Below are 24320 nucleotides of genomic sequence, written 5' to 3'. Positions count from 1 at the left end.
GCCCGCATCGACGTGAGCCGGGGACGGCCGCGCCGATGCGGCCGTCCCCGGGGTATCACGGACGTGCAGGGGCCGCCGGAGGCTCAGCCGTTTGCCGTCGCGCCGCCGGAGGCTGGCTGGACCCGCTCGAACCGCACCCGACTCAGCCACCCCGGGAGGTCACTGAGCACGTACAACTCGCCGCGCACGTCGGTGGCGATCGCGGTCGGCTGGATGGGGAAGTTGCCGATCGTGGCGGACTCGTAGCCGCCCGTGGACTTGGGGCGTACGGCGAAGGCGAGCGTCGAGCAGTAGTCGCTCGCGACGTAGGTCCCCCACGCCTCCGGGGTTTCGGACCCTCGGTACACCACGCCGCCGGTCACCGAGCAGTTTTCCGTGAGGTAGTGCTCGTACTCGAAGACCGGGTCGGTCAGCCGCACGCCCGGGCGGCACTGCGTCTGATCGAAGACGGGGGTGCCCTCCCGGCAGGACCAGCCGAGGTTCGCCCCACGCTGCGACGGGCGGATGTGGTTGATCTCCTCGACCAGACCCTGGCCGACATCACCGATCCACAGTGAGCCGTCGACCGGGTCGACGGAGAACCGCCACGGGTTGCGCAGCCCGTAGACCCAGATCTCCGGCCGCGCGCCCGGCGTGCGGACGAACGGGTTGTCGGAGGGTACGCAGTAGCGCTTCCCCCCGCAGCTGCGGTTGACGTCGATCCGCAGGATCTTGCCGAGCAGGGTGCCGAGGTTCTGACCGCTCTTGAACGGGTCGTTCGCGTGGCCGCCGTCGCCGAGGGACCAGTACAGGTAACCGTCGCGGCCGAACGCTACCTGTCCGCCGTTGTGGTTGCCGTACTCCGCGTGCTCCTGGGTGAGCAGGACCTGCAACCGCTCGGGAGCGCCGATGGGCACCCGCGCCAGGGTCAACGCGCCGGCCGGCAGGCTCGTGTAGGCCACGTAGAGGATCCCGTTCCGCGCGAAGCTCGGCGAGGGCGTGATGCCGAGAAGCCCACGCTCGTTGTCCGACGTGTCGATCCGGGCGCTCAGGTCGAGCACCGGCTCGGCCGCCAGGCCGGTGTCGGGGTGGTAGGCGCGGACGGTGCCGTTCTTCTCCGCGATCAGCATCCGGCCGTCGGGCAGCCCGGTGAGCGCGATGGGACGCTGCAGACCGTAGGCCACCTGTTCGGATGTCACGGTCAGTTCGGTGAGTGGCGCAGCGCGGGTATGGGATGGCCCGGCCGAGGCGGTGCCGGCCGCCGGCGACGGTGGCAGGAGAGACACGGACAGGGCCAGAGCGAGCAGCCCGGCCAGAACGGTGGCCGGGCGATAGCGCCGTCGCGACATGGGTGGGCTCCTCAAGCAGGTGGAATGGTGGTGGCAATCTGGGAGCGTTCCCAAGATACATCGACTCCCGCGAATGGCAAACCTGCCGTGCCGCTGCCTTCCGGTCCACCGGGGACCTGCTCGTCCCCGTGGTCGTGCTGCTTGCGGCACCGACAGCGCGGTCACCGACGGTCCGCCCCGGGCCGTCTCGCGGCCGGCCATGCTCGGTCGATGATCAATTGGTGGGGTGCGCGGTCCCGCTTGGTGGAGTTACCCCTGCTGGTGTCGAGAACGGCCCACGCTGACGCTCGTCGATGTTGCCAGAACGGATCCAAACGTGTTGGAATGGCTCACATCGCCGCAGCGCGGGGGCAACCGCGCTGAGAACGGCCAGCACGGGAGCATCGCAGTGTCGGCAGCGCGCCGCTTCGGCAGGCGCTCGCCTTGCCGCATCGCCGGGCCATCTCCATGGCCACGGGCATGTCCCGGGGAGGCGGCCCTGGTCGCCGTGCGTAGCCCTCGGCCGGCGGCCCACGCGCTCGACGTCTGACCTGCCGGGGACGTCCGATCCGGTCTGCCAGCCACCAGTACCGGCGACGAGGTGAGAAGTAGTCATGATTTCCCGAGAGAGTTTCGCGGGTTGGTACCGGAACCGCTTCGTGTGGGTGGCGGTGATCCTGCTCGTGGTGTCGGTCGGAGCTGTCGTCCTGCTCAACCGGGCCGACCCGGCGGCGGAGCCGGCGGATCTGCAGGGGCAGATCACGGCCCGGATGCGTACCACGCTCGAACAGGCGGACCCCGGGCAGCACAACCACGCCGGGCACAGCGCCCAGCAGGCGGCCGCCGCGGAGGTGAAGCCGCAGGTGATCTGCGGGGTCCGCGTCTACGGCTACGAGCCGGCCGAGGTGACCGCGCTCGCCGACGTGCGGACGGTGTACGGCTTCCACCTCTGCGGGGTCGCCGAGCAGAAGCGGCCCTGGGACGTGGCGGTCAAGCTGGCCGGCCCGGTGATCATGGACATGTCCACCGACCCTCCGGGCATCCAGGTGGTCGAGGCGACCGCCGAGGTCAGGTTCGTCGACCGGCTGCGGGAGATGTTCCCGGACAAGTACGAGGAGCTGGCGCTCAAGGAGGCGTTGACCGAGTCGGAGATGGCCGACCAGCGCCGCCGGTACGACGCCGCAGCTGGGATGTGACCGCGCCGGACGGTCGGGCCTGGCGGTCGTGCCCGGCGAGGCCAGAGGCTGGACAGCCCGCGCGCCGGCCCCGCCGGTAGGTGTGGACCGCCCGCGTGCCGCGGTGGGCGCCGTTGCGGGCGATCCGGTCACCTCGATCCACATCAGACCATAAATAGATCAGTATTGATATCTAGGCCCATAGATGTAACAGTTGCTTTGGGAGCGTTCCCATTGTGATCTCTAGTACCGAAGAGCGGAGGATGAACAGTGCGTTCACACACGTCCGATCTATCCGGCGGGCGAACCCGGTCAACCGTCCGCCGGCCCCTCCAGGTGGTAGTCCTGCTGGTCGCCATGGTGGTCGGCACGCTGCCCTTCACCGGGGCGGCCCAGGCCCACGGCACCATCATCAACCCGGCGAGTCGTGCCTATCAGTGTTGGAAGACCTGGGGCAGTCAGCACATGAACCCGGCCATGCAGCAGCAGGACCCCATGTGCTGGCAGGCGTTCCAGGCCAACCCCGACACCATGTGGAACTGGATGAGCCAACTGCGGGACGGCCTCGCCGGCCAGTACCAGGCTCGCACCCCGGACGGGCAACTGTGCAGCAACGGCCTGACCAGGAACAACAGCGTGAACCAGCCCGGTGCGTGGAAGAGGACGAACGTCAGCCGCAACCTCACGGTCCAGCTGTACGACCAGGCCAGCCACGGCGCTGACTACTTCCAGGTCTACGTCACCAAGCAGGGGTTCAACCCCGCCACCCAGCAACTCGGGTGGGGCAACCTCGACCTGCTCACGACGACCGGGCGCTACGCGCCGGCGCAGAACATCTCGTTCAACGTCTCGCTCCCGTCACGCAGTGGGAACCACATCCTCTTCGTGATCTGGAGGGCGTCGCACCTGGACCAGACCTACATGTGGTGCAGCGACATCAACGTCACCTGATCGGCAAGACCGAGAGCCGCGACACCCGGTCCGGCCCAGGGCGTTGGCGTCCTGGGCCGGACCGCGGCCGTCCTCCGCACGGAGACAAGCTCTGCCGGGGCACCACTAACGGCTGAGGGCGGTTACCGTCGCGGAGACCGCCGCTTCGAACACCGCCTCGTCCGGCGGCTCCGCGATGGCGGTCAGTTGCACCACCACGAGGTTGTGACCGAGCCGGACCAGGCCATACAGGGTGGTACCGGTGATCTTGCTCGAGCCACTGCCGCTCGCGAGGTCGTACCGGATTCGCCAGGACTCCTCTCCCACCTGAGGCGCCGGCTGGGCGCTCACGGTGAACCGCACCGGTGAGCCACCGGGGGCGGTGGCGGTGAACCGGGTGCACGCGGCGCGGGCGGCCTCGGCCTCGCCGAGGAGAGTGTCGGGCACGGGGTGGGCGTACGAGGTGACGATCACGAGAATTGTCGATCCGCTGATGCTGTTCGGTGACTTCCTGGTGGCGAAGCCGCGAATCTCGTCGACCCGTTGGTCCGGCTTGATCCGGCGCAGAAAGTCGTCCCTGGCCAACTGCCGGCAGGCCGCCGGCTCGACAACGCTCCGGGACTCACCGGTGTCCTTCTGCTGCGGCTCCGGCTTCCAGAACGCCGGCAGTCTCGCCCGGACCGCGCCGGCGGCGGCGCCAGCCTCCGCGACGGTGAGCACCCGGCCAGGATCCGCACCGGCCGGCGAGGCGTTGGCGCTCGGAGCGACGGTGGTCGGTGACGGCACCCCCACGGCCGCCGGGGCAGTGGTCGCCGGTGTCGCGGTGGGCAGCGGCACCGGCCCACCGGGCAGGCCGACAAGGGCCGCGGCCCCGACCAGGAGCGCTGCCGTGACCGGAGCGAGCACCTGCCACACCCGTGCTCGCGGGCCATCCCGGCGGGCCGGCTGTCCGATCCGGCCGGGTCGTTGGCCGAGCCGTCCGGCGAGAGCGGAGAGCCCGATCAGGATGGGCGTCGTGAGCACCGCGAGGTAGAACCACCAGATCACCGGCACACCGACATAGAGCCGGAGCAGTGTCGCGTCCACGGTACGAACGGAGAGCACCTGGTGCACGAACTGCGAGGTACCGGTCAGTGCCGCGACGCCCGCCCCGGCGACGAGGGCCCTCCCCACGCCGGGGTCACCGCGCCCGGCGGCGAGCACCACGAGTGCCGCCCACCCGGCCAGGGCGCAGATCCATCCTCGCTGCTGGAGGAGGGCGACCGCGGCGTCCAATGTGGCCGGTGGATGCGTGAGCGCCTGCGCCGATGCGAGGCTCGCACCGATCAGCCCGGTCACCGCCACGACGGAGAGGACGGCGCGGGTGGCGAGGCGACGCCAGCCGATCAGGGCCACGACCGCCGTCGGCAGGGCCAGGCCCAGCCACGGCCACGGCGCGTCGGGCAGCGCGTAGACCAGCCAGGTGCGTATCGGCGCCGGCCATTCCAGGCCGGCGGCGAGTCTCGGCAACGGCCAGCAGATCGCCGTGACGGTCGCGGCGGCCGCCAGGTAGGTGAGCCCCCGCCGGAGGCGGGTGAACCGGTCCGGGCCCCGGCGGGCCGCCAGCCCGGCCAGCACGGTGCAGGCGGTGCCGGCGACCATGCCGGCGAGTGCGGCCAGGATCGCGCCCCACAGGCTGACGCCCAGGCTGGCGGTGCCGGTGGGGAACGACGTACTGGCGCCGGCCGGTCCGGTGGGGAAGACGAATCCGCCCACGGCGAGGCCGGCGGCGGCTGCGACGATCGGGAGCCAACGCCGTGACGGCGCACCGGTGAGTGCCCGGCGGTGCAGCGCGGGGGTCAGCCCGAACCCGAGCAGCACACCGACCAGCGCGGCCGACAGTACGGAGAGGTCGCGGTCGAAGGCCAACGTGAGCGCCGCATGGGCCGCCGCTCCCGCGACGATCGCCGTCACCGCCCCGGTCACCGCGGCCTGCATCGGGCCATCCACCGACACCTGCTGCCCGGCACGCAGCGCGGCGGCCCGCCGTTGGGGCGTCGGGTGCCGGGCGAACAGTCGGCGCAGCCGCCCGGGGTGCTGCGGTCGGGTCGCGGCGGCGGCCTCCAGCAGCCGGATCAGTGCGGTGGCGTCACCGGTCCGGCTGACCTGCTGATCCGCCTCGTGTTCGCGCAGTCGCAGCACCAGCGCCCGCAGGAGGGCGCTCACCAGCACCAGCACCAGCGCCCGGCCAGCCGTGACGAGCGGGAACGCAGGCAGCCCTACCGCGCGGATCTCGGAGACACTGGCCACTGCCACCGCCGGTACGACAAGCCACAGCAGACCACGTACGGCGGAGACCCACCGGACGTCCCGACCCCGCACGTGCGCCAGCTCGTGCTGGACGACCGGGTCGAAGCGCGCCGGATCCCGGTAGGCCACCGCCACCGCGGCCGGCAGCACCACGAGTGGTCGGCCGCCGGGCCGGACGGTGGTGAACGCCTGCCGCACCGATGGTCCCGCCACGAACAGTTCGGGCCGGTGCCGGCCGTGCAGCCCCTGCCGGTCACAGAGCTCGGCAAACCGCTGCTCGGCACCGGCGACGGGGCTCGCGAGTCGGGGGGGGGGGGGGGGGCCCCCCCCCCCCCCCCCCGGGGGGGCGGGGGGGGGGGCGGGGCCCCCGGCCCCCCCCCCCCCCCCCCCCGGCCGCCCCCCCCCTCTCATCGAGCGCGCCCCCCCCGGGGTGGGGGGCCGGGGGGGGGGGCGGGGGGGGGGGGGGGGGGGGGGGGGGGGCCCCCCCCCCCCCCCCCCTCGACCACCGGGGTCAGTGCGACGATCAGGGCGAGCCCGGCTACCAGCAGGACGCCACCGGTGAGCATCACCAACCCGAGTACCCGGGCCGGGTCGTACATGCAGGTCAAGTACTGCATCGTCTGGGTGGCATCGAACTCGGCGGGTTTGCTCAGGTCGACGTCATAGGCCCTGGTGCAGCGGAGCGCCGCCTCCCGGTAGGGCTGCGCCAGGGGACGGTTGCCGTAGAAGAACACGGTGCCCACCACGACACCGACGCCACCCACCAATCCGACGACCTGCAGATAGAGCCAGAGCAGGGGAGTGGGCGGCCCGGCGGGCCCCCGGGTCACCGGAGCAGCCGGCGGCTGCCCGTCGGTGCGGGTCACCTCGGCGCGGAAACGCGGTCGTGCGGGCGGCGCCCGCCGCGCCACCAACCGGCACCGGCCGCGCTCGCCTCGGCCGGAAGAACGTCGCCCGGACCCGACCTGACGGCCTGCGGCGCGAGCCGGGTCACCCCGGCACGAGCGGCGGCCTCGACGAGCTCGGGCATCCGCGTGTACGTGTCGACCATGCCACCCCTCCCGAGAGTAGGCATCAGGATACGCAACGTCCGCCAACCCGTCGGTGACGAGAGTGGACTGTCGGCTCGGCCGCCTACAGGCCGAAGTTGCTGCGGGCCTCCAGCTCGGCGAGGGTGGAGTCCAACATGGTGGGGAGGTCCCTGCGTGGATCGTCGGTCACGGTCAGATAGGAGCTGGTGACCAGACCCATGACCGCGCCCACCAGGGTCCGCACGGTGATGTCGTCCCTGTCGCGTCCGACGCGCTCCGCGAGGACCTCGGTGATCGCGCCGAATGCCTCCGCGAAGTCGTCGAGGATCCGTGCCCGAAGCTCGGGAACGGAGAGGATCAACGCGTGCCGCTCTCGTGCCAGCACCATCATTCCCGACCGGTCCTGCTGGTACGCCTCGTCCTGGTCGTCCTCGTACAGAGTCCGGATCGCCGCGCGAAGCGCGCTGATCGAGTTCACGTCCTCCGGCTGACTGCGCAGGGCGTCGATGAACAGCGGCGCCAGATCGTCGTGCAGGACGACGTCTTCCTTTGTGGGGAAATATCTGAAGAAGGTGGTGTGTGAGATCTCCGCGGCCTCGGAGATCTGACCGACGGTCGTTGCGTGATAGCCCTGCTCCAGGAACAGGCGGATCGCGTGCTCCCGGATCGTGGCGCGGGTCTTCGCCTTCTTCCGCTCGCGCAAACCCGGTGTGGACGGGGTCCCCTGTGAAGTCACGACGGACGATCCCTTTCTCGGCACCGTATCGGGGGCGATGTCCGTGGGGTGGGGTTCGGGCACGCCACGTGGACCGTCGTGGTGCTGGTCCGACAGCGTAGGTCGACCCGCTTGGGCTGGCCGGGCTGATCTGGTCAGGTCACGTTACCCCGCTGGCGCTGTGTCAATTCGAGCCGGTTGCCTCGTCTTGCGAGGGCGTGCGGCAACCAGGGTGGGCGGGGTGGAGACCAAAAACGTTATCGACTATCAATTGATAGTAGCTAACTAAAGTTAGTAGACTCTCCCCTGGGTGAGCCACGCAGGTCTGATCGGAGGGTCGTCATGGGAGCACTGCTCTACCGGTTGGGCCGCCTGTCGTTCCGGCGGCGAGGGCTCGTGCTGTCACTGTGGCTCGCCCTGCTTGTCGCGTCCGGCGCAGCCGCCGCCGCACTGTCGCAGGAGTCCACCGCGGTGGGTTCCTCCATCCTTCCCGGCACCGAGTCGCAGCAGGCGCTCGACCTGCTCAAGGAGCGCTTTCCCGAGCAACCCGTCGACGGCGCCAGCGCTCGGGTCGTCTTCGTCGCTCCCGACGGCGGGACGCTGCGGGACCCGGGGCCCGCCGCCACGCTCCAGAAGGTGATCGAGGCGCTGCGGGCGGCGCTGCAGGTGGCGCACGTCGTCGAGCCGATCGAGTCCGGCGTCCTGTCGCAGGATCGTCGAGTGGCCTACTCCGAAGTCACCTACCGCGTGTCCGGTGACAAGGTGACCGACGAGGCACGGACCGCGCTGACCGAGGCGGCCGACCTGGGCCGCGAGGGCGGGCTGCGAGTCGAGGTCGGCGGCGACGCCCTGGAGCCACAGCCCGAGACCGGCCTCCTTGAGGTCGTCGGTGTCGCCTTCGCCGGGCTCGTGCTGATCGTCGCGCTGGGCTCGCTGGTCGCGGCGACGCTGCCGCTGCTGACGGCCTTCGTGGGGGTCGGGATCAGCCTGCTGACCATCACCGCCGTGGGCGGCGTCATCAGCCTGAACCGCGACGCGGCCGTCCTGGCCCTCATGCTCGGCCTGGCGGTCTCCATCGACTACGCGCTCTTCATCGTCATGCGTTACCGCAACGAGCTGGTCGCCGGCCGTGAGCCGGAGGACGCCGCAGGGCGCGCGACGAGCACGGCCGGGTCGGCGGTGGTCTTCGCCGGCCTGACAGTGATCATCGCCCTGGCCGGGCTGGCGGTGCTCGGCATTCCGCTGCTGACGGAGGACGGTCTCGCCGCGGCGGGCGCCATCGCGGTCGTGGTGCTCGTGGCGCTGACGCTGATGCCCGCGATCCTCGGCTTCGCCGGCCGGCGAGTTCAGGGACGTGGGGGCCGGTTCCTCGGGATCTTCCGCGGACCCGATGCCGGCAGCGGATCCGCCCGGACGCTCGGCCAGCGATGGGCTGAGTTGGTGACCCGTCGACCGGTGGCGATGGTGCTGATCGCCGTGGCCGCGCTCGTGGTGATCGCGGTGCCCGCCACGGATCTCCGGCTGGGCATCCCCGACGACAGCACGGCCGCCGAGCACAGCACCCAGCGCAAGGCGTACGACCTGATCGCCGACAACTTCGGCGCCGGTGTCAACGGCCCGCTCATCGCGGTCGTCGACGCGGCCGGAGGCGGCGGCGCGCAGAGTGCCGCCGATCAGGCCAGGGCGGTGATCCTGGACCTGCCCGACGTCGCCGACGTCGCGCCGGCGGCGGTCAACGGTCGCGGGGACACGGCACTGCTGCAGATCGTGCCCAACAGCGGCCCGGCCAGCGAGGCCACCGAGAACCTGGTCGCGGACATCCGTGCGCAGACCGACCAGGTGGAGGCGAAGACCGGCGTCAACCTCTACGTCACGGGCCAGACGGCCATGAACATCGACTCCTCCGACCGGATGGGGCAGGCCCTGCTGCCGTACCTGACGATCATCGTCGGGCTCGCGTTGGTGCTGCTGCTGCTCGCGTTCCGATCGGTGCTCGTCCCCATCAAGGCCGCGATCGGCTACCTCCTGACGGTCGCCGCGACCTCTGGTGCGGTCGTCGCGATCTTCCAGTGGGGCTGGCTGTCCGACATCACGGGCATCGAGGACACGGCGCCGATCTACAGCCTGATGCCCATCCTGCTCGTCGGCATGTCCTTCGGGCTGGCCATGGACTACCAGGTCTTCCTCGTCAGCCGGATGCGGGAGGAGTACGCGCACGGGGCGGAGCCCACGGCCGCGATCGTCGCCGGCTTCCGGTACAGCGCGCGGGTGGTGACCGCCGCGGCGATCATCATGATCAGCGTCTTCCTGGGGTTCTTCCTCTCCGAGGACCTCTCGCTCAGGCTCTTCGGGTTCACACTGGCCGCTGCCGTCCTGTTCGACGCCTTCCTGGTGCGGATGACGCTCATGCCGGCAGCCATGGCACTCCTCGGCCGGAGGGTGTGGTGGCTGCCGCGCTGGCTGGACCGCGTGCTGCCGAACGCGAACCTCGAGGGCGGAGACGAACGGTCCGAGACGACGACGCCGCGGGCCGCCGCGGCGGTCAGCTCAACGTGAAGGACACGTCGTCCACGTCGAAGGCCGTGACGCCGTTGCCGGCCGTCTCGCTGGCGAGGAAGCTGGCCGTCGCGGTGCGCTCGGTCGTCGCCGTCCCGGTCGACATCCCATATTGCCGCCACTGCGCCCCGCCGTCGAAGGCCAGCGAGAACCTCGTCTTCGGCGGTACCCCGGTGACCGCCAGCCCGACGTTCAGGTAGTCACCGCGGCGGGTCTCCGTGGTGATGGTCCGGACCCAGAAGCGGACCGTCAGGTCGCAACCGGCCGGCACCGTGACGCTGGTGCGCAGCAGGTCGCCACGCGTCACGTCCAGCCCCGCGAAGGCGGCGTACGCCTGACCGGTGTGTGCGGGCCGGGTCGCGTCGCCGAACACGACGAGGCGAGGGCCGGCGGTCCAGCCGGTGGTGCCGAGCTCGAACCCTGGGTTGGCGTGGATCTGTCCGGTGCAGGGCGTGTCGGCCGCCTGCCGGTCGGAGGATCCACCGCCCGACGGCACGAGCAGCAGGACCGCGGCCGAGACAGCGGAGACGAAGGCTTTCATCAACCCTCCCCAAGGTCAATGCATTCAAGGCAGTCGATTCAAGTTGACAATGCGTGATGGACGTCGGTGCGTCAAGCACGTCCCAACGTTCGCTCGGTGCGGGCGGCTGACCGGACTGCCCCCGCGCTACCGGCGGCGCCGGGCGTCGGCCTCGGTGTCGAGCAGGTCGTTGAGCGTCAGCGCCGAGTTGATCAACGAGAGGTGGCTGAATGCCTGGGGGTAGTTGCCGATCTGCTCCCCGGTCGCGGCGATCTCCTCGGCGTAGAGGCCGAGGTGGTTGCTGAAGGTGAACATCTTCTCGAACGTGAGACGGGCGTCGTCGAGGCGTCCGGAACGGGCCAGCGCCTCGACGTACCAGAAGGTGCACATGTTGAAGGTGCCCTCGTGGCCGGGGAGACCGTCGGGGGAGTGGACCGGGTCGTACCGGTGGACCAGGCTGTCGGACACCAGTTCGCGCTCGATCGCCGTCAGTGTGGACTGCCACAGCGGGTCGCTCGGCGTGACGAAGCCGACCGCCGGCATGGCGAGCAGCGCCGCGTCCAGCACGGTCTCGCCGTACGCCTGCACGAAGGTGCCGCGGCCCCGGTCGTAACCGCGGTCCATGACCTGGTCGTAGATGCGGTTGCGTTGCTCGGTCCAGCGGGTCATGTCCCCGGGGCGACCGGTGCGGGTGGCCAGCCGGATGGCCCGGTCCAGCGCGACCCAGGACATCACCCGGCCGAAGGTGTAGTTGCGGGGGTGGTGGCGGCTCTCCCAGATGCCGGCGTCGGGCTGGTCCCAGTGCTGGCAGAGCCAGTCGACGAGCCGCACGGTGCTCTTCCACACCTGGTGCGAGACGCGGATGCCCTGCTCGTCGGCGAGGTGCATGGCGTAGAGCGCCTCGCCGTGGATGTCGAGCTGGAGTTGGTCGGCGGCGCCGTTGCCGATCCGCACCGGTCGTGAGCCGCGGTAGCCCTCCAGGTGATCGAGAACCTCCTCGTGCAGGTCGGACGAGCCGTCCACCCGGTACATGATCTTCAGTGGATCCTGGAGGTCGCCGGCCTCACGGATCCGCTCGTCCAGCCAGTCCATGTACCGGCTGACCTCTTCGGTGAAGCCCAGGCCGAGCAGCGCGTGCACCGAGAACGACGTGTCCCGTACCCAGGTGTAGCGGTAGTCCCAGTTGCGGGTGCCGCCCACCAGCTCGGGCAGCGCGGCGGTGGGCGCGGCGATCATCGCACCGGTCGGTGCGTACGTCATGAGTTTCAGCGTGATGGCGGAGCGCTCGACCATCTCCCGCCAGCGGCCGGTGTAGCGCGAGCGTTCGACCCAGCGCCGCCAGTAGTCCCGGGTCCACTCGAACATGCCCTGGATCTCTTCGGCCGCGATGATGCGCGGCTCGGTGCCGCCGGTCTCCAGGACCACCCCGCCGGTGTCGCCCTCGTTGAGGGTGCCGTACGCGACGAGGTCGTCACCCTCGAAACGGATGTCGCCGTGATCGGAGATCAACCGCCGCGTGGGGTCGACCGGGTTGAACGTCAGCGACGCCGACCGGCCGCGGAAGACGTAGCCGTTGGGGTGGCGCTCCAGTTGGTGCCCCTCGCGGGCGTAGTCGAACCGTGGCCGGCACTCCACCTGGAAGCGCATGCTGCCGCGGACCATGGTGACGATGCGGACCAGGCGGTGCGCGTCGGTGGCCCGCTCACCGGTGACCGGCATGAAGTCCATCACCTCGGCCACGCCGTCGGCGCTGATGAACCGGGTGATCAGGATGGGGGTGCCGGGGAGGTAGAGCTGTTTGGTCACGTACCGCACGTCGTGTGGCGCGATACGGAAGTAGCCGCCCTTCTCCTTGTCCAGGAGCGCGGCGAAGATGCTCGGCGAGTCGAAGCGCGGCGCGCAGAACCAGTCGACGGTCCCGTCGCACGTCACGAGCGCGGCGGTCTGCAGGTCGCCGATAAGTCCGTGATCTTCGATCGCCGGATAGCTGTCCACGTCTCTCCCCGGTTCGGCGGCGTCCTGCGCATCGAACCTAAGGGGTGAATTGTCGAGTTAGGCGAGATTCACGTTTCAGCCACCCTGTTGCGTGCCCCAAGGTGCCCCGACCTGGTCGGCGGAGCCCGCCGGTCGCCTGACCCGTGCTGGCCAGCCGGCTGGAGGTCGGGCATGGTGGGCGGATGCGACAGGTCACGGCGACCACGGTGGGCCACGGCTGCCGGGCCGCGGTGGCCGCCGCGCAGCTGGAGTTCGCCGGTGCGGTGCTGGCGGCCGAGGAGGGCCTCACCGTCATCCTCGGGGCGGCAGGTCGCTGACCGCCCCCTCGGCGCGGTGTGCACGAGCGCCCGTCATCGATATTGCTGGATCGGCCGCGGGTGTGCTGGAATGGCTCACATCGCCGCGGCACGGGGGCAACCGTGCCGGCAACGGGCAGCACGGGAGCATCGCAGTGCCGGCAGCGCGCCACTTCGGCGGACGCGCGCCGCATCGCCGGGCCATCTCCACGACGACGGGCCGGTGCCCGCCGTACGTGCCCCGACTCCGCATTTCCACGACACCGAGACGATCGCCCTCGCGCTGCGAAGGCGTCCACATCGTGATGTCCGGGAAAATACTCAAGGCCCCGCCCCCGCGGTGGGCGCCCCACGTCATGGAGGATGACCATGCGCCGTTCCCTCGCGGTGATCACCGCCGCCCTGCTGCTCGGCACCACGGCCGGCAGCGTCCCGGCCGCCGCGTCGGGTGCCCCCCACCGCTCGTGCACCCGTGGCCTGCTGTTCTGTGAGGACTTCGAGCGGCTGCCACCGGGCGGTGCCAGCACGTTGGACTGGGGCGTCGACACCCGCAACGGCACGCTCACCGTCGAGCGCGCCCGGCACGGCAACCAGGTGCTGCACGTCCACACGGTGGACAACGGGCGTGCCTTCCTGCGCGTCGACGACTTCGCCGCACCGGGCAACCGCTTCTACGGCCGGATGCGACTGCGTGTCGATGCCTTCCCCACCGCCCCCGACTGGGCGCACTTCACGTTGGTGGAGGCGACCGGCACCGGGAGCCCGGAGGTCGTCCGTCCGGTCGGCGGCCAGTACGCGCCCACCGTCCCCGGGACCTTCTGGGGTGTGGGCGCCGACGGTGGCCCGACCGGCGACTGGACCAACTGGCGGGAGTCCGCCCCGGTCACCGAGGACACCTGGCAGTGCTTCGAGTGGAAACTCGACCCCGCGGACAACCGCGTCACCGTGTGGATCGACGGCGTGGCCAACCCGGAACTGACCGCTTCCACGACCGAGCACGGCGGCAACGACGTGCCCTTCATCCTGCCGGCGGTGAACACCGTGAAGGTCGGCTGGCAGCTCTACCAGGGTGGCACCACGCCGGGCGAGTTCGACCTCTGGATCGACGACATCGCTCTCTCCACCAAGAGACTCGGCTGCTGACGGATCGCACACCCGACCGCCCGGCCCGCGCTGGGGGCGTGTTGCGCAAGCGTTTGTCGAGCCGACACCTGCGCGACACGCCCCATCAGTGCCGCGGACCGAGCTGGCTGATCTCGTACCCGTCGGGGTAGCTCCTGGCGGTGATCCCGTCGGCGAACATCGCCGTCGTCCGTGGCGCCCCGAACCAGCGTTGCAGCCGCGAGCGCGTCCGCAACGCCAGGTGCAGGCCAGCCCGGACCGGCCACGCCGGCTCGTCGACCTGCGTGGCGCGCCGCAGCGGGGCGTCGTACATGGCGCTGACCAGCGCGTTTCCCAGCGGTGCGAGCACCCGCGGGATCCGGGTGAGCATCAGCATCCGGGTGGCCCGCTCGATCGCCGCCGCGTCGTCGTTGGGCCGCAGGTGAGCCGCGTCGTGCGCGGTGAACCAGGTCTCGAACTCGTCGTACGACCCGGGAATGTCCGTGATGCCCATCCGCCGGCCGAGCTCCCGGTAGAACAGGTACGTGGCCTGCCGCTCGTGGCAGCAGGGCGGGCGCCACCCGTACTCCTGCAACCAGCGCGTCGGGATCACGACCAGGCAGCCGAGGACGTAGAGGAAGTCGTCGTTGCCGATGTCGTACGGGCGGTGGATCTGGTTGACACGCCGCAACGCGTCCCGGCCACGAGGATTCTCGAACCCGTTGAGCACCATCTCGTACATCAGCAGGCCGGTGTCGTCGATCCGCTTCTGGGTGCGCTCGGTCAGCTCGCCGGTGGCCGTGTGCACGGCGGCGATGGCGGGGATGGAGAAGGACCTGTTGAATGCCAGGTTGAGCCCGAGCTTCATGTCCCACGGAAACTCGTAACGCAGCATGGTCTGGTAGATGTCCAGGTAGTCGCGCTCCGGCAGCAGAGCACGGGTCCGGGTCAGGTTCGCGTAGCGGCCTCTCATCGGCGGGTGTCTCCAGCAGTGGGATGCGGGGCGCTCTCGGCGGTGTGCTCGCCGCTGGCGGCGAGTGTCTGCGCCACCACCGGTGAGCGGGCGTAGGCGTCGGTGACGAGCGTCAGCCACGCGACCTCGCCAGCGTAGCCACCGTCCGGGCGGTGCAGCTCGTCCGCGGGCTGCGGGACCGCGGCCACGAGACCTGCGCCATGCCGACGCAGCGCGCAGGCCAGGTGGGCGGCCTCGACAGCCGCCTGCCGCTCCTCCGTGGTCAGCGCGGCCCGCTCGGCGAACTGCTCGGCCAGCGCCGTCACGCCGACGTCGGTGTAGGGGCGGAGCGCCAGGCGGCCGTCGCGGATCTCGGCCACCCGGCGGGTCAACGCGTAGTCGATGTCGCCCAGCGCCGCGAGAGTGCGGCGCAGGGCGGGATCGAGTTCGAGTTCGGGAAGGGCCGCGATCAGGTCGCTCCAGAGCGGTTCGAGTCTTCGGTAGGAGTGGAAGTCCTCCCATCGCCGGCTGATCTTGAGGGTGGGCCCCCACGCCGGCATGGTGAGCCCGGTGGTGATCAGCAACGCGCCGATGGTCACCAGGACCGCGGCGATCTGCCGCTCGCCGGTCGGTTGGTGGCCGGCCCAGTAGGCGATGAGATACACGATCTTGTTCGTGCTGTAGAGCAGCGCGAAGGCCGCGCCAACGGCGGTGATGCGAAGGCCGCGGCGCAGCCAGGGCCGCCCGCAGATCTTCGCGAAGCTCCAGCACAGCCGGGTGATGTCGAAGCAGTAGGCGAAGAAGCCGAGCAACAGGAAGATCAGCAGGTAGGCGGTCACGACGGGGTCGGTCGCGTACTCGACAGTCAGCAGCACCGGGTCGTCGTAGGTCAGGGTGTACGCGAAGAGACCGGCCATGACGAGGAAGGCGAACCCGGTGACCCACACCCACACGCGGGCGCGAGCGGCGGCCTTCGCCGGAGGAAGCGCGAAGTGCAGGAGCATGATCTCGGCGTTCGCCGAGATGGTCAGTGCGCAGCCGTGGGAGATGACCTTGGCCAGGTTGGGTAGGCCGGACGCCTGGTCGATCGCGGCCGCGATCGGCGGGATGGCGGCGGTGATCCCGGCGGCGAACGCGCCAAGGCCCAGACAGATCGCACGGCGGGCCTGGCTCGGGTGCCGGCGTTGAAGGCGCACCATGTACGCGACGGCGATCCAGCCGGCGACGGCACAGACGGTGTACAGGACGGTGTCCATCGCCGCGCTACCAGTGGGGGCGTTCGAGTGAGTGCCGCAGCCGGCCGTACACCTCGGCGTCCTGGCCGTCCAACGGTTCGTCGTCTCCGTCGCCGAGCCCGCCGCGGAGCCGCCGGAGGAGGAGCGAGCCGATCATCTCGGCCTCGCGTTCCTCGGCCGCGGCGTAGTTGCTGCGGCCGAGGCTGCGCCGGACCAGCTGCGGGTCGAGATCCGGCAGCAACAGCCGGGAGGCGTCCGCGTCCAGCACCTCGGTCGCCTGGTGGCCGGCGAGCAGGTGACCCAGCTCGTGGCCGATGATCAGCTGTTGGTGCAGCGGCGAGGTGTCCTGCTCGAAGAAGATGGCGTCGAAGTCGCCGGTGGGCACGCACATACCGCACACGGTCTGCGCCGGCAGCTTGATCGGCACCAGGTGGATGGGCCGCCCGCGGCGTTCACCGAGGGTGCCGCACAGCGTCTGGATGTCGAACGGTGTCGGCACCTCAAGCTCGGCGACGATCCGCTCGCAGCGCTTGCGTAATCGGTACAACCTCACGTCAGCGTTCCCCTGCTCGTCGACGTACTCCCACCGGAGGATGTGCACGGCTATTTGCGTTCGTCAGGCGTGGAACTGGTCGCACCAGCCTCGGCCACGGCCCGCAGGCGGACCACCATCTGCTCGATGAGCTGGGTGTCGGTCGCGGAGAGGCCGTTGTCGGCGAGCACCTGGCGCAGCGCCACCTGCTTGACGTCCATCCGACGCAGCTCGCTGAGCAGCGTGATCTGGTCCTGTATCCGCCGTGCCGCCGCGTCGTCGACGAAGTAGCCCGAGTTGACCCCGAAGGCGGTGGCCAGGGCGCGGACGTGTGAGGTGCGGGGGTCACTTGCCACACCACGGCGTAACTCTCCGATGTAGGCCGCGCTGATCGTGACGCCTGTCTCGGCCGCCGCATGGTTGATCTTGTCGGCGATTTCCCTGTTGGTGTACTTGCGCCCAGGCTCGTCGGAGTCGCCGAGCTCGTCTGGGGTGGGTCGGATTTCGTCGAACAAATATTCGAGCCTTGCCGCCAGCGTGTCGAGGGGTGGTAACTCCTGCTCCGTGTGCCGATCCACCATGATCCTTCACCCTCCAGCGACCGAAACGACAGTGTCGCAGATGCGTGCCGCAGTGAAACAGACGTTGACACGTGAACCGAACGTGAGCGTATGCTCGCTCCTGTTTGGAGCAACGGGCGTTGAGCCGGAAGCCAATCTGCTCAACACCTGTTGTGCGGCGGATGGGGTCGAGGTCCGACCACCCAAACCGAAGGTGCCGTGGGAGGGGTCAGCTCCGCAAGGAGCACCAACGGGGGGACTCCTCCTGCAGCACTGGTCGACGTACTGGCGGTCTTCCAGTCGCCGTCGCCGTACAGGGCGGTGCCGACCATGGCACCCAACGCGGCGGACAGATCACCGCGGTCGAGCGCGGCGTCTACCTTGGTCGGTGTCGACGGCGGCGGATTCTGGAAGACGTGATGCTCATGGCGCACCGGGACATCCTCCCGCACCGGGCGGGGCCGAGGTGGCGCCCGGCGGGTGGGTCGTGGACAGGTGGCCCGTGACAGCGCAGCTCGCCGCCATCGTGCAGCCCTGGGTTGATGAGCCCATCGATGTCGAGTCGGACTCCTGGTTCGTCAGCTCTGCGCACGTCACTGCTCGACGCGAGTCGTTGGGTCATCGGAGCCAGATGACGGCGGCGATGAGGGCGAGGTTGGACCGGTGGGCGGATGCGCGTTTGGCGTATCGGGTGGCCAGGTCGCACCACTGCTTGAGGCACGTCGAGATGTCTGGAGAACCGTCCCGTTCTGCATGACGACGCAGTCCGGGCTGCTGGCCGGACTGCGTCGTAACGCCACGAGGTCTGCCGCTGGTCAGCGTCTGCGTAGTCGGGGGCCGCCGGCCGCCCACAGTAGTGTGGCAATGACGATGGTGAGCAGCGCGCCCAGCACGAGGATGGCCCGCACCCAGGTGTCGGTGATCGCGGCGAAGACGAAGAACCTGCCGACGAGCTGGACGCCGAGCAGCACGGTCAACAACACCCGGTGCCAGCGTCGGCCAGTGTGTAGCCGGAGCGCCAACCAGGCGTACGCGATCCCGAAGCTGAGGTGAAACGCGTGCGGAATCCCGAGTTCATAGGGCGGGGTCACCAGCGCGTACACGTGCTCGACCACCAGTGTCCAGGTCAGCGCGATCGCCGTCCGTAACCGGGCCGAGCGCCCCTCGCGCCCGGGTGAACGCCGCGCGTCTGGGCCGGCTGTCCGGTCGATCGCAGTAGCCCCACTCGTCGCATCTGGCACCACAGCTCCTCCGATAGGATCGATCGAGAAATTCTCGATCGAGCCTAACTGGTGACGGCCCTATGATCCAGACATGAGTGCTGCACGATCCCCGGCCGACGCCTCGCGGCTCACCTTCCTGCCGGCCGACGTCATCACGGCCATGCAGATCAGCACCATTCACCGGCGCAGTCAGAAGATCTTCAATGAGGCGCTGCGGCCACTGGGATTCGAGGAACGCCACTTCGCGGTCTTGGCCGTCCTCGACGGCCGTGGCCCGCTCACCCAACGCCAGCTTGCCCACCTGCTTGATCTCGACAAGTCGGCACTGGGCCGGATCGTCGACGATCTTGAGCGGCAGCGGTTGGCCGAACGCCGAGCGGTGCCGACCGACCGTCGTGCCCACACCATCCATCTCACCGACCTTGGCCGCCAGCGCATCGACGAGGCGCAGCGGATCGCCGGCAACGTGGGCCGGCAACTCTTTGCGCACCTTCCCCCGAGTACTCGGCGGGCGTTCGACCAAGCCCTGCGACAACTGCTGGACGGCGCCGAGGCCGACCCCTCCAGCCCAACCAAGGAGGGCCAGCCGTAAGCGGCCCGCCGCCGGGCGCGGATACGGCGCTGGCGCCACGGCCGGCGGCTCGGACAGTCTCGGCGTAGTGCGTGGACTTGGGCACCTTCGACGAGCTGTTGCGTCGCAGGGCTGGCGGAGTCGACGCCTGGTCTTCTTTGTAACCAAGGCAGCGAGGACCGCCTAACTGCCGAGGAACGGAAATGCCCGCCGCACCTCCGTCAGGAACTCGGCCCGCCGAGCGGCGTAGGTGGTGACCGCTGCCCAGAGCGCTTCCAGCGCCGCCTGCAACGGATCGGGCTCGCCAGCGGCAGTGAGCGCCGGCACCGCCATCGCGACCGCATTCACCGGGGCGTCGAGAAGCGCACCGAGCGGATCGGCCGGGGCCCAACCCGCGGCGCGCAGCGAGACCGTGGCGAACGTGACGGCCGGCTCACCCCGGATCCGTGCCCACAGCGCCATCGGGTCGGCGAATTCGGCGGGTAGCGGCTCGCCCCGATCCAGCGCCGTCCACGCCGGCCTCATCCAGTCGAGGTCCGCGACGCCGGCGACGGTGAACGCCTGCCGCGCCGCCCAGACCGCGATCTGCCGCTGACTGACGGCATCGGCATCGGCCACCCTGTCGACCAGGTCTCGGTCGAGCTGCACGATCGCCTGGATGTTGCCGCTGACGCGCCGGAGCCGCTCACTCGGCAGGCGTCCGCCCCAGCGCCGTCGCTCCTCCCGCATGCGGTACGCCTGGTCGCGGCGTTCCCGTTCCAACCGCGTGAGCATCTCGGCCTCGACCTGCTCCCACAGGGTGGGCGGGGGTGGCAGTGCGCGGGCCCACGCGTGCCAGTAGGCGGCGGCGCCGCTGGTCTGGCGCAGGATCGCGTCGGAGCGCGTCCCACCGGCACTCGGGTCGCCGGCCGTACCACCGGCACTCGGGTCGCCGCCCGTTTCGGCTTCCGGCCACAGGCACAGCAGGTAGCGGTCCGGCCGCCGATCCAGGTAGGTGTCGTCATCCTCGTCAAGCTCGTCCGGGTCGAGCCCGCCGAACGGGTCGCTTCCCTCGGCCATGCCCGTGGCGCAGTACCGGACGCGGTAGACCGGCAGCCGCCCGGTGTCCTGCCCCTCGGGGATCAGCGGCAGCCGGGCGAGTGCCCCGTCCCCCCACGGAACCAGGTCGACGACCCCGGCCCTCAGCAGGAACGGCGCCTCCACCACCTCCTCCCACATCTCCGCCGCGGCTGGCGGCTCATCGTCGTGCACCTCGATCGTGAAACGGACCCGCCCGGTGTGGGTGCCGGTCATGAGGAACAACGTGCCCGGCTGACCGGCCCCGCAGAGGCCGTTCACCTGCCCGGCGAACGCCCTGTCCATGTTCGGCAGCTCACTACTCGTCACGTAGATCTGCCCGTAGGCGACAGGTGCCTCGCCGTCGAAGAGAACGCGCATCGGCCGATCCTGTCATCGACAGGCGGCCGCCCGCCGCCCGCTGTCCGTACGTCGTGCGGGCGGCCGTCTCCAATGGACCGCCGTCGGGCCCCGGTTCGCCGTGTGCGGCGCAGGCGGGGTCAGGCGCTGACGGGCAGGTGGTGGGGTCAGGAACGGCGGCGGGCTCTGACGACCACGTCGTGGACCGAGGCTTCCTGGCCGCGGTGCCCCGTCACGACCCGGTGCGACTCCCGAGCGGTCACGACCTCCCAGACGTGCGGGTCGAGGCGTGCGGTGATGTCGGCGGCTGTCACCGAGGCCGAGGCGGGCGGTTCGGTCGCGCCGTGCCCGTGTCCGGTGCTGGCGGCGTGGTCCTCGTGGTGGAGGTGGCCGACGATGAGCAGGGTGCCCGCCGGGGCGACCCAGGACGCGATGCGGTCGTAGAAGTCCAACTGCGGCATCGCGGGATGCGCGTAGTGGGTGGTGACCAGGTCGTACCGCGCGTCCGGCTGCCACGTGGACAGGTCCGCCCGCACCCACCGCACCCGTGCGGCGACGCCGCTGGCGGCGGCGCGCTCGGCCGCGCGGGCGAGCGCGGCGGGGGCGATGTCCGCCGCGGTGACCTGCCAGCCACCGGTGGCGAGCCAGACGGCCTCGGCTCCGGCGCCGCAGCCGGCGTCGAGGGCCGTCGCGGGCGTCAGGTCACCGACCTCCCGCATCAGGTGCGGGTTGGGTTCGGTGGCGGCCATGGCTCCGGCACGATCGCCGTCCCAGATCTGGTCCCAGTAGTCCCTGTCGAACGAGTGCGTCATCGTGCGTCTCCGTTGGTGGTGGGGGCGGGGCCAACGCGGCCACGGCGGCTCAACGGTGACCAGTAGCGGACGGATCCGCAAAACTTTTTGCCAAATGGCAAACTGGGGGTCATGGACGATCCGACCGACCGCACCCTCGACGCCGTCGGGCCGCGGCTCAAGCAGCTGCGGCAGCGCCGCGACATCACCCTCACCGACCTCGCCACGGAGACCGGCATCTCCACCAGCACCCTCTCCCGGCTCGAGGCCGGCCTCCGGCGTCCCACCCTGGAACAGTTGTTACCCCTGGCCCGCTTCTACGGCGTCACGCTGGACGAGCTCGTCGACGCGCCGCCGACCGGCGACCCCCGCATCAACATGCGCCCGCTGCCCACCAGCGACGGCTCCACGGTCCTGCCCCTGACCCGCCGGCCCGGAGGCATCCAGGCCTACAAGTTCGTCCTCCCGACCGGGCGCGACGACGCCCGACCCGACCTTCGCACCCATGAGGGCTACGACTGGGCCTTCGTCCTCAACGGCCGACTCCGTCTCGTGCTCGGCGAGCACGACCTCATCCTCGAACCGGGCGAGGTCGCCGAGTTCGACACCCGCACCCCGCACTGGTTCGGTGCGACCAGCTCGGGGCCCGTGGAGTTCCTCAGCCTCGTCGGCAAGCAGGGTGAACGCGCGCACATCCGCGCCAGCCCCCAGCAGCACGAATCGAGTTAGGGGCGTGTCCGCAGGCGGGCAACGGCCTGGCGGAGCGTGCAGACTGCCGTTGGCGATCTCCACGGTGGTGCCGGTGGGTTGGTCGATGCCCGTGCCCGCCGGCCAGCAGGGGTCGGCTGAGCCTCCACCGTCCGGACCGCCGCACACGCACCGCATGCCGTTTCGGGCGGCGTCGTGGACGTTCCGCGCGGCAAACCCCGGTGTCACGCGTCGCGGCGCCGGAACGCCACAGCGGCGAGCGTGAGGGCGCAGAGTGTCCACGCGACCGATGCGGCGGCGCCGTGCGACGGGTCGAGGGCGGCGGTGTCCGGCAGGTACGCGGCGCTGGCGCTGGACCGGGCCCGCAGCAGCGGGCCGGCGACGAAGTACAGACCGAGCAGCAGGATCGCGGCGGGCACCGCGCGGCGGACGACGCTGGCGACCGCTGCCGCCAGCAGTGTGGTGAGCGTCAGGTACGCGGTCGCGGCGGGTGTCCAGGTCGCCCCGTCGGCCGGCAGGGTGCTGGTGGCCGCCGTCGCGGCGGCCACCGGGAGCGTCAGCGCGGCGAGCGCGAGGGCCTTCGCGCCCAGCAGGGGCAGGCGTCGGGGCATCGCGAGCAGGGTGGCTCGGATCTGGTCGCCCTCCTCGTACTCGGACGTGGCCGCCAGCACGCCGAGCACCAGGAATCCCGCCTGGGCGTAGCCGAGCGGGGCCAGGGCGGGGTTGTCGCTGAGCGGCTCACCGCGGGACTCGGCGGACGCGTACGCGTACGTCAGCAGGAGGTTGGCGGCCCAGGTCAGCAGCACGGTCCGGCGCAGCGACGGCAGGGTCAGCAGCTTGCGCAGTTCGGCGCGGGCCGTGTTCACGCGTCGCGCCGCTGGAACAGGACGGCGCCGACCGCGAGCAACCCGACGATCCAGGCCGTCATCACCAGCCCGGCGGTCACCGGGGCGATCTCGACGGGGAAGTCCCCGCCGCGGATGAACATCTGCGCTCCGACGATGTCCGGCAGGTAGGAGGCGAGGTCGGTGACCTTTGTCAGCAGGTACGACACGGACACCACGGTGCTGTTGATGATCAGCAGGGTCAGCGGCACGATGCCGTTGCGGGTGATCAGCGTGATCGCGTACGCGAGGAGTGCGGTCAGCGTCCAGTAGAGGATCGCGGCGGCGACTCGCGCCGGGGCGGGTGCCGGCGCGTGGTCGCCGTGCAGCACCCGGGTGAGGGTGAGCGTGGCGGCGGTGGTGACCGTTGCCTGTGCCGCGACGACAAGCACCAGCGCGGTGGTCTTCGCCGCGAGCAGACGCAGCCGGTTGGGCACCGCGGCGAGCGTGGCGGTGAGCTGGCGGGCGCCGGGAGCGTCCCGGCCGGTGGACGTGTACTCGCTGCTCACCACGATGACGCCGAGGACCATCGGACCGATCAGGCCGACACCCAGGTCGCGCAGGCCCAGGTCGGACGTGTCGGTGAGGGTGCCGGCGGCGATCGCACGCCGGGTGTTCGGCGCGTTGAGCAGCACGATCACCGGTGCCACCAACGTGCCCAGCACCAGGCCGACCCAGGCGGTGGGCAGGCCGAGCAGCTTACGGAGTTCGGCGCGGACGGCGTTCACCACGCGCCACCCGCCTCGGTGGTGGTCAGCGCGAAGAAGGCGTCCTCCAGGGTGGGGTGACCACCGGTGACGTCGGCGAGTCCGCCCTGGATCACGATCCGGCCCCGGTCGATGATGACGACGTCGTCGGCGATCTCGGCCAGTTCGCCCATCAGGTGGCTGGACAGCAGGACCGTGCGGCCCTGTGTGGCGCTGTCGCGCAGGAATCCGCGCATCCAGCGGATGCCGGCCGGGTCGAGGCCGTTGACCGGCTCGTCCAGGACCAGCACCTCGGGGTCGCCGAGCAGTGCGGTGGCGAGCCCGAGCCGGCGGCTCATGCCGAGGGAGAACCGCCCGGCGCGCTTGCGCGCGTCGGCGGTCAGGCCGACGAGGTCGAGGACCTCGTCGGCGCGGGAGTCCGGCAGGCCGTTGCTGGCGGCCACCCACCGCAGGTGGGCGCGGGCCGTGCGGGCCCGGTGCGCGCCGCTGCCGTCGAGGAGCGCGCCGACGGTCGTCAGCGGGCGGGCCAGGTTCCGGTACGGGCGCCCGCAGACCAGTGCGGTCCCGCTCTGCGGGCTGTCCAGGCCGAGCAGGATCCGTAGCGTGGACGTCTTGCCGGCTCCGTTCGGCCCGAGGAAGCCGGTGACGCGGCCGGGTCGGGCCTCGAAGGTGACGTCGGACAGGATCCGCGTCCCGCTCCTGATCTTACTGACGTGATCGATCGTGATCATGAGTCGAGTCAACAGGTGCTTCGGCGCGCACACATCGGACCGTTCTCGCAACCGGGCGGCCGGGTCGGTCCACGGACCGTCAGACCCTGGTCTGA

Annotated in this window: 23 protein-coding genes; 7 read left to right on the top strand and 16 right to left on the bottom strand. The window is 70.7% G+C overall.

Translation table 11 applies throughout. The features are described from left to right. Positions 1–83 precede the first annotated feature (83 nt). The gene (locus tag ACGFIQ_RS26310) at positions 84–1328 is read right to left on the bottom strand and encodes a PQQ-dependent sugar dehydrogenase (protein WP_393247946.1); all 1245 of its coding nucleotides are present in this window, start codon (positions 1326–1328) and stop codon (positions 84–86) included. 593 nt (positions 1329–1921) lie between these two features. Here ACGFIQ_RS26310 and ACGFIQ_RS26305 point away from each other — a divergent pair. Together ACGFIQ_RS26305 and ACGFIQ_RS26300 are read left to right on the top strand one after the other, a co-directional pair. Next, entirely contained in the window at positions 1922–2503 is a 582-nt protein-coding gene (locus ACGFIQ_RS26305) for a hypothetical protein (RefSeq protein WP_393247944.1), read from the top strand. A gap of 249 nt (positions 2504–2752) precedes the next feature. Beyond that, positions 2753–3433: a lytic polysaccharide monooxygenase gene (locus tag ACGFIQ_RS26300; protein WP_393247942.1), complete on the top strand. Its 681-nt coding sequence runs from the start codon at positions 2753–2755 to the stop codon at positions 3431–3433. A 105-nt stretch (positions 3434–3538) separates the two neighbouring features. Here the strand turns inward: ACGFIQ_RS26300 and ACGFIQ_RS26295 are convergent, their stop codons facing one another. From ACGFIQ_RS26295 to ACGFIQ_RS26285, 3 genes are all read right to left on the bottom strand, one after another. Beyond that, complete coding sequence (locus ACGFIQ_RS26295) at positions 3539–6112, bottom strand: M48 family metalloprotease (protein ID WP_393247940.1); 2574 nt, start codon at positions 6110–6112, stop codon at positions 3539–3541. A gap of 451 nt (positions 6113–6563) precedes the next feature. Further along, positions 6564–6752 carry a hypothetical protein gene (locus tag ACGFIQ_RS26290; protein WP_393247938.1) on the bottom strand — a complete coding sequence of 63 codons (189 nt, stop codon included), beginning with the start codon at positions 6750–6752 and terminating at the stop codon, positions 6564–6566. An 83-nt stretch (positions 6753–6835) separates the two neighbouring features. Beyond that, the gene (locus ACGFIQ_RS26285) at positions 6836–7468 is read right to left on the bottom strand and encodes a TetR family transcriptional regulator (protein WP_393247936.1); all 633 of its coding nucleotides are present in this window, start codon (positions 7466–7468) and stop codon (positions 6836–6838) included. Between the two features lie 321 nt (positions 7469–7789). Here ACGFIQ_RS26285 and ACGFIQ_RS26280 point away from each other — a divergent pair, with 321 nt between their 5' ends. Beyond that, the gene (locus ACGFIQ_RS26280) at positions 7790–10003 is read left to right on the top strand and encodes an MMPL family transporter (protein WP_393247934.1); all 2214 of its coding nucleotides are present in this window, start codon (positions 7790–7792) and stop codon (positions 10001–10003) included. On the opposite strand, the gene ACGFIQ_RS26275 is transcribed toward ACGFIQ_RS26280, so the two are convergent. Next, on the bottom strand, positions 9990–10544 hold the full coding sequence (locus ACGFIQ_RS26275; RefSeq protein WP_393247932.1) for a hypothetical protein: 555 nt from the start codon (positions 10542–10544) through the stop codon (positions 9990–9992). The genes ACGFIQ_RS26280 and ACGFIQ_RS26275 overlap by 14 nt on opposite strands. Positions 10545–10670: 126 nt before the next feature. Then, positions 10671–12518, bottom strand: a complete 1848-nt coding sequence (locus tag ACGFIQ_RS26270) for a glycoside hydrolase family 15 protein (protein WP_393247930.1) — start codon at positions 12516–12518, stop codon at positions 10671–10673. Between the two features lie 182 nt (positions 12519–12700). Here ACGFIQ_RS26270 and ACGFIQ_RS26265 point away from each other — a divergent pair, with 182 nt between their 5' ends. Both ACGFIQ_RS26265 and ACGFIQ_RS26260 read left to right on the top strand, forming a co-directional pair. Next, positions 12701–12835, top strand: coding sequence for a hypothetical protein (locus ACGFIQ_RS26265; RefSeq protein WP_393247928.1), 135 nt, complete (start codon positions 12701–12703; stop codon positions 12833–12835). Positions 12836–13183: 348 nt separating this feature from the next. After that, positions 13184–13957 carry a hypothetical protein gene (locus tag ACGFIQ_RS26260; RefSeq protein ID WP_393247926.1) on the top strand — a complete coding sequence of 258 codons (774 nt, stop codon included), beginning with the start codon at positions 13184–13186 and terminating at the stop codon, positions 13955–13957. A gap of 85 nt (positions 13958–14042) precedes the next feature. Here ACGFIQ_RS26260 and ACGFIQ_RS26255 read toward each other — a convergent pair whose 3' ends face one another. From ACGFIQ_RS26255 to ACGFIQ_RS26235, 5 genes are all read right to left on the bottom strand, one after another. Then, positions 14043–14888, bottom strand: a complete 846-nt coding sequence (locus tag ACGFIQ_RS26255) for an oxygenase MpaB family protein (protein WP_393247924.1) — start codon at positions 14886–14888, stop codon at positions 14043–14045. Then, positions 14885–16123 carry an MAB_1171c family putative transporter gene (locus tag ACGFIQ_RS26250; RefSeq protein WP_393247922.1) on the bottom strand — a complete coding sequence of 413 codons (1239 nt, stop codon included), beginning with the start codon at positions 16121–16123 and terminating at the stop codon, positions 14885–14887. The genes ACGFIQ_RS26255 and ACGFIQ_RS26250 overlap by 4 nt, the downstream gene beginning before the upstream one ends. Before the next feature lie 7 nt (positions 16124–16130). Further along, complete coding sequence (locus tag ACGFIQ_RS26245; RefSeq protein WP_393247920.1) at positions 16131–16655, bottom strand: hypothetical protein; 525 nt, start codon at positions 16653–16655, stop codon at positions 16131–16133. A 50-nt stretch (positions 16656–16705) separates the two neighbouring features. Then, positions 16706–17215 (bottom strand): hypothetical protein, encoded by a 510-nt coding sequence (locus ACGFIQ_RS26240; protein ID WP_393247918.1) that lies wholly within the window; start codon positions 17213–17215, stop codon positions 16706–16708. A 794-nt stretch (positions 17216–18009) separates the two neighbouring features. After that, entirely contained in the window at positions 18010–18435 is a 426-nt protein-coding gene (locus ACGFIQ_RS26235; RefSeq protein ID WP_393247916.1) for a hypothetical protein, read from the bottom strand. A gap of 73 nt (positions 18436–18508) precedes the next feature. Between ACGFIQ_RS26235 and ACGFIQ_RS26230 the strand changes: the two genes are divergently transcribed. Beyond that, positions 18509–19009: a MarR family winged helix-turn-helix transcriptional regulator gene (locus tag ACGFIQ_RS26230; RefSeq protein WP_393247915.1), complete on the top strand. Its 501-nt coding sequence runs from the start codon at positions 18509–18511 to the stop codon at positions 19007–19009. 162 nt (positions 19010–19171) lie between these two features. Here ACGFIQ_RS26230 and ACGFIQ_RS26225 read toward each other — a convergent pair whose 3' ends face one another. Continuing rightward, positions 19172–20425 (bottom strand): hypothetical protein, encoded by a 1254-nt coding sequence (locus tag ACGFIQ_RS26225; RefSeq protein WP_393247913.1) that lies wholly within the window; start codon positions 20423–20425, stop codon positions 19172–19174. A gap of 146 nt (positions 20426–20571) precedes the next feature. Then, positions 20572–21216, bottom strand: a complete 645-nt coding sequence (locus ACGFIQ_RS26220; protein ID WP_393247911.1) for a class I SAM-dependent methyltransferase — start codon at positions 21214–21216, stop codon at positions 20572–20574. A 111-nt stretch (positions 21217–21327) separates the two neighbouring features. On the opposite strand from ACGFIQ_RS26220, the gene ACGFIQ_RS26215 reads away from it, so the two are divergent. Continuing rightward, positions 21328–21924 carry a helix-turn-helix domain-containing protein gene (locus tag ACGFIQ_RS26215; protein WP_393247909.1) on the top strand — a complete coding sequence of 199 codons (597 nt, stop codon included), beginning with the start codon at positions 21328–21330 and terminating at the stop codon, positions 21922–21924. A gap of 203 nt (positions 21925–22127) precedes the next feature. Here the strand turns inward: ACGFIQ_RS26215 and ACGFIQ_RS26210 are convergent, their stop codons facing one another. The 3 genes from ACGFIQ_RS26210 to ACGFIQ_RS26200 are packed head-to-tail and all read right to left on the bottom strand — an operon-like array spanning position 22128 to position 24225. Beyond that, complete coding sequence (locus tag ACGFIQ_RS26210; RefSeq protein WP_393247907.1) at positions 22128–22769, bottom strand: hypothetical protein; 642 nt, start codon at positions 22767–22769, stop codon at positions 22128–22130. Continuing rightward, positions 22766–23515 carry a hypothetical protein gene (locus ACGFIQ_RS26205; RefSeq protein ID WP_393247905.1) on the bottom strand — a complete coding sequence of 250 codons (750 nt, stop codon included), beginning with the start codon at positions 23513–23515 and terminating at the stop codon, positions 22766–22768. Before ACGFIQ_RS26205 ends, ACGFIQ_RS26210 begins: the two co-directional genes overlap by 4 nt. Then, complete coding sequence (locus tag ACGFIQ_RS26200) at positions 23512–24225, bottom strand: ABC transporter ATP-binding protein (protein WP_393247903.1); 714 nt, start codon at positions 24223–24225, stop codon at positions 23512–23514. Before ACGFIQ_RS26200 ends, ACGFIQ_RS26205 begins: the two co-directional genes overlap by 4 nt. Positions 24226–24320: the final 95 nt, after the last annotated feature.

It is taken from the genome of Micromonospora sp. NPDC048898 (assembly GCF_043198035.1).
GTDB lineage: Bacteria > Actinomycetota > Actinomycetes > Mycobacteriales > Micromonosporaceae > Micromonospora.
This window is presented reverse-complemented; position numbering and strand designations above follow the sequence as displayed.

Coding starts and splice junctions, on each gene's coding strand:
- ACGFIQ_RS26310 (WP_393247946.1), bottom strand. CDS start 1,328: ATGTCGCGACGGCGCTATCGCCCGGCCACCGTTCTGGCCGGGCTGCTC.
- ACGFIQ_RS26230 (WP_393247915.1), top strand. CDS start 18,509: ATGAGTGCTGCACGATCCCCGGCCGACGCCTCGCGGCTCACCTTCCTG.
- ACGFIQ_RS26280 (WP_393247934.1), top strand. CDS start 7,790: ATGGGAGCACTGCTCTACCGGTTGGGCCGCCTGTCGTTCCGGCGGCGA.
- ACGFIQ_RS26200 (WP_393247903.1), bottom strand. CDS start 24,225: ATGATCACGATCGATCACGTCAGTAAGATCAGGAGCGGGACGCGGATC.
- ACGFIQ_RS26265 (WP_393247928.1), top strand. CDS start 12,701: ATGCGACAGGTCACGGCGACCACGGTGGGCCACGGCTGCCGGGCCGCG.
- ACGFIQ_RS26240 (WP_393247918.1), bottom strand. CDS start 17,215: ATGGTGGATCGGCACACGGAGCAGGAGTTACCACCCCTCGACACGCTG.
- ACGFIQ_RS26220 (WP_393247911.1), bottom strand. CDS start 21,216: ATGACGCACTCGTTCGACAGGGACTACTGGGACCAGATCTGGGACGGC.
- ACGFIQ_RS26275 (WP_393247932.1), bottom strand. CDS start 10,544: ATGAAAGCCTTCGTCTCCGCTGTCTCGGCCGCGGTCCTGCTGCTCGTG.
- ACGFIQ_RS26290 (WP_393247938.1), bottom strand. CDS start 6,752: ATGGTCGACACGTACACGCGGATGCCCGAGCTCGTCGAGGCCGCCGCT.
- ACGFIQ_RS26295 (WP_393247940.1), bottom strand. CDS start 6,112: ATGAGAGGGGGGGGGCGGCCGGGGGGGGGGGGGGGGGGGGCCGGGGGC.
- ACGFIQ_RS26215 (WP_393247909.1), top strand. CDS start 21,328: ATGGACGATCCGACCGACCGCACCCTCGACGCCGTCGGGCCGCGGCTC.
- ACGFIQ_RS26225 (WP_393247913.1), bottom strand. CDS start 20,425: ATGCGCGTTCTCTTCGACGGCGAGGCACCTGTCGCCTACGGGCAGATC.
- ACGFIQ_RS26250 (WP_393247922.1), bottom strand. CDS start 16,123: ATGGACACCGTCCTGTACACCGTCTGTGCCGTCGCCGGCTGGATCGCC.
- ACGFIQ_RS26260 (WP_393247926.1), top strand. CDS start 13,184: ATGCGCCGTTCCCTCGCGGTGATCACCGCCGCCCTGCTGCTCGGCACC.
- ACGFIQ_RS26305 (WP_393247944.1), top strand. CDS start 1,922: ATGATTTCCCGAGAGAGTTTCGCGGGTTGGTACCGGAACCGCTTCGTG.
- ACGFIQ_RS26255 (WP_393247924.1), bottom strand. CDS start 14,888: ATGAGAGGCCGCTACGCGAACCTGACCCGGACCCGTGCTCTGCTGCCG.